The organism is Flavivirga aquimarina, assembly GCF_030540835.1.
GTDB lineage: Bacteria > Bacteroidota > Bacteroidia > Flavobacteriales > Flavobacteriaceae > Flavivirga > Flavivirga aquimarina.
Window position 1 is genome coordinate 1 of sequence record NZ_JAUOEK010000053.1, and the last position, 10,401, is coordinate 10,401.

At 32.0% G+C, this 10,401-nt stretch carries 12 protein-coding genes; 8 read left to right on the plus strand and 4 right to left on the minus strand.

The window, feature by feature from the left end; genetic code table 11:
• Window positions 1-421 precede the first annotated feature (421 nt).
• The 3 genes from Q4Q35_RS03105 to Q4Q35_RS03115 all read right to left on the minus strand — a co-directional run bounded on the left by Q4Q35_RS03105 (window position 422) and on the right by Q4Q35_RS03115 (window position 3,243).
• On the minus strand, window positions 422-2,035 hold the full coding sequence (locus Q4Q35_RS03105) for a SulP family inorganic anion transporter (RefSeq protein WP_303276464.1): 1,614 nt from the start codon (window positions 2,033-2,035) through the stop codon (window positions 422-424).
• 109 nt (window positions 2,036-2,144) lie between these two features.
• On the minus strand, window positions 2,145-2,510 hold the full coding sequence (locus tag Q4Q35_RS03110) for a hypothetical protein (RefSeq protein WP_303276466.1): 366 nt from the start codon (window positions 2,508-2,510) through the stop codon (window positions 2,145-2,147).
• 151 nt (window positions 2,511-2,661) lie between these two features.
• Entirely contained in the window at window positions 2,662-3,243 is a 582-nt protein-coding gene (locus Q4Q35_RS03115) for an NUDIX hydrolase (RefSeq protein WP_303276467.1), read from the minus strand.
• Between the two features lie 130 nt (window positions 3,244-3,373).
• On the opposite strand from Q4Q35_RS03115, the gene pyrE reads away from it, so the two are divergent.
• Entirely contained in the window at window positions 3,374-4,018 is a 645-nt protein-coding gene (gene pyrE, locus Q4Q35_RS03120) for an orotate phosphoribosyltransferase (RefSeq protein ID WP_303276468.1), read from the plus strand.
• Window positions 4,019-4,102: 84 nt separating this feature from the next.
• Window positions 4,103-4,498 carry an SRPBCC family protein gene (locus Q4Q35_RS03125; protein WP_303276469.1) on the plus strand — a complete coding sequence of 132 codons (396 nt, stop codon included), beginning with the start codon at window positions 4,103-4,105 and terminating at the stop codon, window positions 4,496-4,498.
• Here the strand turns inward: Q4Q35_RS03125 and Q4Q35_RS03130 are convergent.
• The gene (locus tag Q4Q35_RS03130) at window positions 4,495-5,229 is read right to left on the minus strand and encodes a biotin--[acetyl-CoA-carboxylase] ligase (RefSeq protein ID WP_303276470.1); all 735 of its coding nucleotides are present in this window, start codon (window positions 5,227-5,229) and stop codon (window positions 4,495-4,497) included. The two genes, Q4Q35_RS03125 and Q4Q35_RS03130, sit on opposite strands and share 4 nt — an antisense overlap.
• A 93-nt stretch (window positions 5,230-5,322) precedes the next feature.
• Between Q4Q35_RS03130 and rsfS the strand changes: the two genes are divergently transcribed.
• The 6 genes from rsfS to Q4Q35_RS03160 all read left to right on the plus strand — a co-directional run bounded on the left by rsfS (window position 5,323) and on the right by Q4Q35_RS03160 (window position 10,103).
• Entirely contained in the window at window positions 5,323-5,694 is a 372-nt protein-coding gene (rsfS, locus tag Q4Q35_RS03135) for a ribosome silencing factor (protein ID WP_303276471.1), read from the plus strand.
• Window positions 5,695-5,703: 9 nt separating this feature from the next.
• Window positions 5,704-7,644, plus strand: coding sequence for an ATP-dependent zinc metalloprotease FtsH (gene ftsH / locus Q4Q35_RS03140; protein WP_303276472.1), 1,941 nt, complete (start codon window positions 5,704-5,706; stop codon window positions 7,642-7,644).
• Window positions 7,645-7,765: 121 nt separating this feature from the next.
• Entirely contained in the window at window positions 7,766-8,374 is a 609-nt protein-coding gene (locus tag Q4Q35_RS03145) for an LUD domain-containing protein (RefSeq protein WP_303276473.1), read from the plus strand.
• 1 nt (window position 8,375) lies between these two features.
• Window positions 8,376-9,197, plus strand: coding sequence for a phosphatidate cytidylyltransferase (locus Q4Q35_RS03150; RefSeq protein ID WP_303276474.1), 822 nt, complete (start codon window positions 8,376-8,378; stop codon window positions 9,195-9,197).
• Window positions 9,187-9,837, plus strand: a complete 651-nt coding sequence (locus tag Q4Q35_RS03155; RefSeq protein ID WP_303276475.1) for a phosphatidylserine decarboxylase family protein — start codon at window positions 9,187-9,189, stop codon at window positions 9,835-9,837. The genes Q4Q35_RS03150 and Q4Q35_RS03155 overlap by 11 nt, the downstream gene beginning before the upstream one ends.
• The gene (locus Q4Q35_RS03160; RefSeq protein ID WP_303276476.1) at window positions 9,837-10,103 is read left to right on the plus strand and encodes an acyl-CoA-binding protein; all 267 of its coding nucleotides are present in this window, start codon (window positions 9,837-9,839) and stop codon (window positions 10,101-10,103) included. The genes Q4Q35_RS03155 and Q4Q35_RS03160 overlap by 1 nt, the downstream gene beginning before the upstream one ends.
• The last annotated feature ends 298 nt before the right edge of the window (window positions 10,104-10,401 follow it).

A 10,401-nucleotide genomic window follows, 5' to 3' on the forward strand; every position in this document is an offset into this window, starting at 1 on the left:
TCGAAGGACTTGTTAGTTATTACCTTTAAAGCGTTTCGACTTTAGTTTATGCTGAGCATAGTCGAAGTACTCAACGTGACATATTAGATAAATTAAAATACTGAAAAACAATTAATTATAAAATAACGTCAATGGTAGTGAAATTCTGAAAGAATTTTGTATCGAGAAGCTTTTTTAATCGAAAATTTACGTTAAAAAGAGATTTAATTGGGTTAAAGACAAGCGCGAAAAAGAAGCGAAACTTGAAGCCAATAAAGGCAAGAAGCACAAAATTTACAGATGAGAACGTTCCAGTAAAAAACCTTTTGATCGCGTAAAGGAACAGTTAAAAAGACCTATGCGTTAGGGATTATACTTTTGGAATTTGGTTGCAAAACCTTGTATTTTTTATCCCTTATAAAAAAACGAACACTGAACAAGTTTACAACTTATATTCAGAAAGTCCTTTAGTAAAAGCTTCTGGATTTTCAGCTAAATGGTAACGCGGGTCATCAATATCTTCAATAATAACTTCTCTAAATTTCGGACTGGATTTATATAACAAAATCTTACAATCTTCACTTAAATGTTTTAGTCTAATTGATTTACCTTCAGCTTCATATTTATTAACCAAATTAAAAATAGCTTCTATAGCAGAATGATCACTAACTCGAGATTCCACAAAGTCTACTTCTACTTGATTCGGATCATTCTTTACATCAAACTTTTCATTAAAAGCTATAATAGACCCAAAGAATAAAGGCCCCCAAATTTCGTATATTTTAGTGCCATCCTCACGAATGCGTTTTCTAGCTCTAATTCGCTTTGCATTTTCCCATGAGAATACCAAAGCACTTATAATAACACCTGCAATAACAGCGATAGCTAAATCGAAAATAACAGTTAGAGCAGATACGGTTATTAAAACAATAACATCGGTAACCGGAATTTTATTTAAAATTCTAAAACTACTCCATGCAAATGTGCCTATTACAACCATAAACATAACACCTACTAGAGCAGCAATTGGTACTTGCTCAATAAGTCCGGATGCAAATAAAACAAAAGCTAATAAAGCCAGAGCAGCAACAATACCAGACAATCTGCCACGTCCGCCTCCCTTAATATTAATAAGCGATTGTCCTATCATGGCACAACCTCCCATACCACCAAATAATCCTGTAATAATATTAGCACCTCCTTGTGCCATACACTCTTTATTGGTATTTCCTCTAGTATCTGTTAATTCGTCAACAAGGTTTAATGTCATTAAAGACTCAATTAAACCAATAGCAGCTAATATTAAAGCATAAGGACCAATAAATCTTATCGTTTGCCAATTAAATGGCACTTTACTAAATATATCTGTTTGAAATTGTGGCAAGCCTCCTTTTAAACCTTCTCCACCGCCATCACGAATAAAACTACCAACCGTTGCCACATCAAAATTACCTAAAATGGCAATAGCAGATACCACCAAAATAGCGATTAAAGCTTCCGGTAACTTTTTAGTAAGTTTAGGTAAGCCAAACATAATCCCCATAGTTAAAGCTACAAGACCTAACATAAGCCACATTTGAGAGCCAGTAAACCAATCGCCATTAACATCTTTAAACATTTTTAACTGTGCTAAAAAAATGACGATAGCCAATCCATTTACAAACCCCATCATAACCGGATGCGGAATCAATCTTACAAACTTTCCAAGCTTAAAAACACCAGCAAGCATTTGTATAATGCCCATTAAGATTACTGTAGCAAACAAATAATAAAGACCAAGGTTTTCTCCTTCTGCCCCAAAGGCATTTCCTTCTGCAACCAAACTTACCATAACAACGGCCAGAGCTCCGGTTGCACCACTAATCATTCCCGGGCGACCTCCAAAAATAGCCGTAATTAAACCAATCATAAAAGCAGCATATAGTCCTACTAAAGGGTCTACACCTGCAACAAAAGCAAAAGCAACAGCTTCGGGCACCAAAGCTAAAGCTACTGTTAATCCGCTTAAAATATCGTTTTTAGCATTAGCTGTGCGCTTTCTTATAAATTCTGTCATGGTTTATTTTTTGAAGGTGCAAATTTACATTTAAAATATTGAGAAGCAATAAGTCTTACATATTTTGATAAGGAAATCTACTTTAACGATTTAGTAAAGAACTAAAACATCATCCGCCATTTAACCATGTTAGGGCTTCTTCCCTTTCTTGAAACACCTTAATTTTTTGAGCTAAATCGCCACTAATATTCATTAGCATTTCAGCAGACATTAATGCCCCACTAGATGTAACAACAATAGCAATGGTACTAATCTCGTCTAAACTAACAATCTTTCTTTGAGCTTGAAAAGTATAACTATAAGAATGCTTCTTATTAACAAATAATGAAAATGGAGCTTCTAAATTAGTTAGCAAAAAATCATGAATCTCATCAACCATGACTTCATCTACTTCTATTCCTTCATTAACAATTAATTCTGCTAGATTATTTCTTATAATATATGCTGTGGCAAAAGACAATTTACAACTTTTCATATTAATCTTTTTTATGAACCGACAAAAGTCGTAAAAAACCCAACGACAACAATAACATTTAGACAATCAACAAGTTACGCAAGACAAAGACCTGATTTTCTTATGTAAACATCAAATCTCTATAACGTTTTTTAGACCAACAACTTAATATTTAGACCAACAACTTAATATTAGCATAAGAGTTCTCTAGAGCTTTCTTAGCTTGATTCATATTTAACCATTCAACTTTAGTAATCCCCTCTTCTTCTTGCCCATACAAATTACCGTTGAAACTCGTTTTCATTTCAAACCAATAAGTTATTTTTATTTTATGCCGTCCATTACGTTTAAAAATATGATAAGTAGTTTCTAGAGGTTTTGTAATTTCCAGTCCACCAACACCAGTCTCTTCAGATACTTCTCTAATGGCAGTTTTCTCAATAGTTTCATTGCCTTCTACTTTTCCTTTGGGTAAATCCCATTTATCATTTCTATATATAAAAAGAATATCCTTATTGTCATTATATACTTTGCCTCCACCAGCTATAACATTAGGTAATTTTTTTAAGAACTTTTTTAAAAGCTTACTTTCATTTTTATGAATAAGGCGTACTTCTTTCAAAGAAGTTTTATCAAGCTCTTTTATAACCTTTCCAATATTCACAGTATCAAGTAAATAGTTCTTAAAGTTAACCTCTTGCTCAACTTTAGTTGTTAATATGATAGGTTTATCACCAACGAAAACTTTGTACATACTTGCTAATAACAATTACAGTATGGTAAAAATATCATTTTTCATTACAATCTGGTCATTGTTGAAAAAATATTTTTTATTCATAAAACAACTGTTAAATAAAATTAAATTTATCCGTAATTTTGTATCTATGATTTTTAACAAAGAAACCGCCAAAAAAACCGCAGAGGTTTTATTACAAATTAATGCTATAAAACTTAGTCCAAAAGAACCATTTACTTGGGCATCTGGGTGGAAATCTCCCATTTATTGTGACAATCGCATCTTACTATCGTTTCCACCAATTCGTAATTATATTCGCGAAATAATGGCCAAACAAATAGAAGCACAATATGGCAAACCTGATGCTATTGCCGGAGTTGCTACCGGTGCTATTGGCATTGGTATGCTAGTTGCAGACTATTTGGGGTTACCTTTTATTTATGTAAGACCTGATGCTAAAGGTCATGGTAGAAAAAACCAAATAGAAGGGCATATTGAAGGCGGTCAACATGTTGTTGTTGTTGAAGATTTAATAAGCACAGGAAAAAGTAGCCTAAATGCTGTAAAAGCTTTAAAAGAAGCAAATATAAATATAAAAGGCATGATTGCTATTTTTACTTATGGTTTTGAAGTTGCTGCTAAAAATTTTGAAAAAGAAAACATTGAGCTTCAAACTTTAAGTAGCTATGATAGCCTATTGGAACAAGCTTTAGACACCAATTATATTTCTGAAACAGAACTAAAAACATTATCGGAGTGGAATAGCAATCCGGCAGAATGGAACGCTGATTGATATGATAAATGCATGTACTGTTTAGTTATAAAGCCATTTAGGTAAAAAACAAAACGCCATTAAACAAAAGAAAACAATAAAGAAATGAATTTAAAATCTCCAAAAATCAACATTAGCAAATCACCACAAGAGGTATTTAATTTTTTATCTGATGTTAAAAATTTCGAGTCTTTAATGCCCGAAAATATTAGCAAATTTGAAGTTTTAGGAGATGACAAATTCTTATTTGCTTTAAAAGGCATGCCAGAAATTATTCTTAAAAAGAAAGAAGCCATAGCTCCAAATAAAATAGTTTTAGGAGCTGCTGGAGGAAAACTGGATTTTTCTCTTGTTGGAAATATTGTTGAGATTAACGAAACTTCCAGCGATGTAGAGTTAGAATTCACAGGTGACTTTAATCCAATGATGGCAACGATGATAAAAGGTCCTATTAGTAAATTTATTGAAACGCTTGTTACCAGTATTCCAAACGCTATTTAGTATAAAAGCGTAATCGTTTTTAAATCGAACTCTTTTATAATATCATCTTCTAATAAAACCTGAAGATTTCCAGAAGACCCGGAAACTCCTTTTATAAAACCAGAAAACACCATACCTTCTTCATCTTTAAATGTTGAAGGTTTATTTTTTCTAAACAAATAGGTTTCATAGTCTTTTTTTAAAACATCATGATGCCCTTTCTTTAAAAGAAGAAAATAATGTTCTAAATTTTCTAGAATTTTATTAACGATCTCATCCAAGTCAAAAACTTTTCCTGTCATAGTTTTTAACGATGACGCTTTGGGTAAATTTTTAAATTCGGTTTGGTTTACATTCAATCCAATACCTATAATAGACGCATTGATGTTGTTTTGTTTTATGACATTTTCAATTAAAATACCACAAATTTTCTTGTCTTCTGACAAAATGTCGTTTGGCCATTTTACACTTAATCGAGGAATTGAAAAAAATTGAAGTGTCTTCAGCAAAGCTAACGAGGTAACAACACTAATATAAAAAGGGTGTTCTAAGCAAAACTCAGAAACATCCTTAAATACACTAAACGTAAGATTCTTAGATGTTTGCGAGCTCCACTTGGTTCCCATTTGCCCGCGCCCTTGTGTCTGTTTTTTGGCAATAACTGTCGTATAATCTTCTACAATTTCCACAGCACTAAGCTTTCGTAAATAGCTATTTGTAGAGTCGATGGCATTAAGTTTGATTATAAGCATATTGAAGTTATTCAGTCTCTCTAAAATCTTATGATTATTTTAAAGTATAAAGAACTAAAAAAATAATAACTTTGCATAAATTAAATAAAATTAATGGCGAAAGAAAATATAAGCACAGACCAATTAATATCCGTAGTAATTAGTGGCATAGAAGATGTTAAAGGTAAAGAAATAAATATTTTAGATTTAAGGGAGATTGATAATACGGTTTGTGATTACTTTATAATTTGTGAGGGAACTTCAAACACGCAAGTAAACGCCATAGTTAATTCAATACAAAAAAAAGTAAGCAAAGAACTTAAAGACAATCCTTGGCATACAGAAGGCTTAGATAACGCTGAATGGGTCTTAATAGATTATGTTAATATTGTAGTACACGTATTTCAAAAACACATAAGAGAGTATTATGACATTGAAAGTCTTTGGGGAGATGCAAAAACAACAGTTATAGAAACCAGCTACTAAAAAAATCAGATGGCAAACGATAAAAAAAATATAAAAGACAAAAAACCAAAATTTAGTCCATACTGGATTTACGGCATATTAATAGCTGTTTTTTTAGGCTTTCAATTATTTAACAATGGAGGTTATCAAGATGGTAATATGACCACACCTTCAGACTTTTTTAAGTTTTTAGAAGATGGAGATGTTGAAAAAGTTGATATTGTAAAAAACACGCGTGTAGCTAGAGTTTATTTAACCACAGATGCCGAGACTAAAGAGGCTCATAAAAACTCAAAACCAACAACTCTAATACCTTCCGCTACAAAATTACCAAACTATAAGTTTGAATTTGGTGATCTTCAAAATTTTGAAAATCGCTTAAATGAGGCCACAAAAGATTTAGCAGTTAAACCCATCGTAACGTTTGATACAGAAACCAATGATTGGGGAAATCTTTTAATGGGTATACTTCCTTTTATTTTACTTATAGGGGTTTGGATTTTTATTATGCGACGTATGTCTGGTGGTGCCGGAGCCGGTGGTGGTGGACAAATTTTTAATATTGGAAAATCTAAAGCAAAGCTTTTCGACCAAAACACCGAAGTAAAAACAACCTTTAAAGATGTTGCCGGTTTAGAAGGTGCTAAAGAAGAGGTTCAGGAAATTGTAGACTTTCTTAAATTTCCAGAAAAATACACAACTCTTGGTGGTAAAATTCCAAAAGGAGCATTACTTGTAGGACCTCCGGGTACAGGAAAAACTTTATTAGCCAGAGCTGTTGCGGGAGAGGCTAAAGTACCTTTCTTCTCATTATCAGGTTCAGATTTTGTTGAAATGTTTGTTGGTGTTGGTGCGTCTCGTGTTCGAGATTTATTTAAACAAGCCAAAGAAAAATCGCCCTCTATAATTTTTATAGATGAAATAGATGCTATTGGTCGTGCCAGAGGAAAGAATGCTATGTCTGGTAGTAATGATGAACGTGAAAATACACTAAATCAATTATTAACCGAAATGGACGGTTTTGGCACTAATACAAATGTTATTGTAATAGCTGCCACGAATAGAGCTGATATTTTAGATAAAGCATTAATGCGTGCCGGACGTTTTGATAGACAAATATTTGTTGATTTACCAGATGTTCGCGAACGTAAAGAAATTTTTGAAGTACATTTAAGGCCTTTAAAAAAAGCAAAAGATTTAGATACCGACTTTCTTTCAAAACAAACACCCGGATTCTCTGGGGCAGATATTGCTAATGTATGTAACGAAGCCGCTTTAATTGCCGCCAGAAACGGTAAAAAAGCAGTTGACAAACAAGATTTTCTTGATGCGGTAGATAGAATTATTGGCGGACTAGAAAAGAAAAATAAAATAATAACACCAAGTGAGAAAAAAGCGGTTGCCTATCACGAAGCAGGTCATGCTACTGTAAGCTGGATGCTCGAACATGCTGCACCATTGGTAAAGGTTACTATTGTTCCTCGTGGACGTTCGTTAGGTGCTGCATGGTATTTACCAGAAGAACGTTTAATTGTTCGACCAGAACAAATGCTGGATGAAATGTGTGCTGCTCTTGGTGGTCGTGCTGCCGAAAAAGTAATTTTTGATAAAATATCTACAGGAGCACTTAGTGATTTGGAAAAAGTAACTAAACAGGCTAGAGCCATGGTTACTATATATGGGCTAAGTAGTAAAATCGGAAATTTAACTTATTATGATTCCGGACAAAGTGAATACGGCTTTACAAAACCTTATAGCGAACAAACTGCGGAATTGATTGATAAAGAAATTTCAGATATTATTGAAAAGCAATATCAGCGTGCTATCAAACTTCTTGAAGACAATAAAGATAAGTTAACAGAGCTTGCTGAAGTGCTTCTTGAAAAGGAAGTTATTTTCAAAGATAATCTGGAAAAAATATTTGGAAAACGTGCTTTTGAAAAAGAAGAACGAGAAAACTTAGATAAATAGCATAGTAAACATATTATTTTACTAAGCTTTAAGTAAAAATCTTAAATTAATCGTATGGTTAATTTAAGATTTTTTATATTTGATAAACCTCAAAAAGAATTCTCTTAATAGCCACTACTAAATGAGTCTTTTTAGAAAAATTTTTGGTTCGAAATCTGAGCATTCAGGAAAAGAATTAAAATCTGACAATAGGGGCAAATATATGCCAGAAATAAAGCTACCAATAGACGAAAGGTTTACGATAAACTTTAAAGCTAATGGAGGTAAGTTCTTGTATTGCGAAAATTTAAACGAAATATTTAACAATTTAGAACATATTCTTGAGGAGAATAATTGGAAAGAAAAAAATGGTTTGTTGTTTGATGATAATTTAAAAGGTAAATTTTCAAACTCTAATTTAAAAAATACGAATAAGATAAACGATTCGACCTATTTTTTAACAACTTGCGAAAACCTTATTGCAAATGATGGATCATTGCTTATATCTTCTAAGCAAATTTTCGAAAAAAAACTTACTGAATTGCCTATAAACTTTATTGTATATGCTACTACTAGCCAGATTGTCGAAAACATTGGAGAGGGACTACGTGGTATAAAATCTAAAAACAGACAAAAAATCCCAACCAATATTACAACCATAAAACATTTTAAATCTGGCGATGAAAAAGATTTTCTAAGTTATGGTAGTAGTGCAAAAAATCTTTACCTGCTACTTTTAGAAGATTTGTAGAATGAAAGAAATTCTTATTCGATCACTTTCCGGGTTGCTATATGTCTCGTTATTAATTCTATGTCTTAATTACAAACAACTTTTAATAGCTCTTTTTTTTGTTTTTGGTTTAGTTTGCATAGGCGAATTTAAAAAACTCATTCATCTTAAAAGTTACATCCCCTACTTTGTTTTTATTATACTTTATGCAATTTTCGGATATTGGCAATCGGTTTTAAGTACTAACACTGGATTAGATGAAGCCACTCAAATACTTATGGTACTTAATATTTTTGTTAATTTATTTTTAATAAAAGATTTATTTTCAGAAAAAACAATTCCGCTTTTTGCTTCAAAAGGATTTATTCTTACAACCTTTTATTTATCAAGTGCTTTTGTATTCTTTATTTTTATAGCCAATTATCATGAAAACTATAATGCGAATATATTATTAGGGTCTTTCATTTTAATCTGGGTAAACGATACATTTGCTTATTTAGTTGGTAAAAATTTTGGAAAACAAAAGCTTTTTGAAAAAATTTCACCTAAAAAAACTGTAGAAGGTTTTCTCGGTGGTTTGTTTTTTTCGTGTCTGGCAAGTTATTTTATTGCTACCTTTACAGAGTTTTTAAGCTTTACAAGCTGGCTAATTTTAAGTATTATTATTAGTGTGTTTGGAACCTTAGGAGACTTAATAGAATCTAAATTTAAAAGACAGGCTAATGTAAAGGACAGTGGGGTTATTATGCCCGGACATGGTGGATTATTAGATCGATTAGACAGTATTATTTTTGCTGCTCCGTTTATATATTTATTTTTAAGGATTTTACAATATGTTTCATAAAGAAGGCCACAAAATTATATTAATAACTTTTATAATAGTTATAGCATCCTTTTTACTGGTTGACTATTTCATTGATATTGAATGGCTAAAAACTTTCATCCTAATAGTTCTACTGGTATTTTTAATACTTATACTTCAGTTTTTTAGAAACCCAAAACGCTATACTTCAATTAATAACAAACAAGTAACTTCGCCTGTTGATGGAAAGGTTGTTGTTATTGAGGAAGTTTTTGAAAAGGAATATTTTAAAGAAAAACGCTTACAAGTAAGCGTGTTTATGTCACCAATAAATGTACATGTTACACGTTATCCAATTGGTGGTAGTGTTATTTATAGTAAATATCATCCAGGTAAATATTTAGTAGCATGGCATCCTAAAGCAAGCGAAGAAAATGAGCGTACCACAGTTGTTGTAGAAAATGAAACCTATGGTAAAGTTCTTTACAGGCAAATAGCAGGTGCCTTAGCAAAACGCATTGTAAACTATGCTAAATTAAATGATAAGGCGCAACAAGGTGGAGATTCCGGTTTTATAAAATTTGGGTCCAGAGTCGATTTATTTTTACCCATAGATACCAATGTTAAAGTGAAACTTAATGAAAAAGTTCGCGGTGGCGAAAGTATTATTGCAGAAATTTAATGACCAATAAAAAGCTAGACATAGAGTTTCAAAAAGCTGTTAGCAGAGTAAATGCACATACAGCTCCATTTCCTGCCGATACCCTTTTAAAGCTTTACGCGTACTACAAAAAGGCTACCAATGACTATGGCAGACCTAAAAGCAAAAAACCCATAATTAACGCTTTTAAAACCAATGCCCTGTTTCAAGCTAAAAATATTAGTGAAGATGAAGCCAAACAGATGTATATAGATTTGGTGAATAATTATTTCTTGTACAGAAAATAAAGCCTAATTCTTTCTACTTTACATAAATTGAGTTCAATTAAGACAAACTCACTTTAAGAATAAACTCAATAATATTATCATGTATTACCTTGAGCACTTCACCTCAAAATGAATACTTATCAAAACCACAATTTCTCTAAATAAGCTGAGTTCAATATAATACCAATTATCACTCAAAATAACCCATATAATTTGTTTAGTTCACTGACCCTTATGTTAGAAATAGGAGTTCATGAATCTTCGATTTCTATTTCGCTCATATTTCAATATAAAACATGTGCTCAGCTTGACTGGGTAT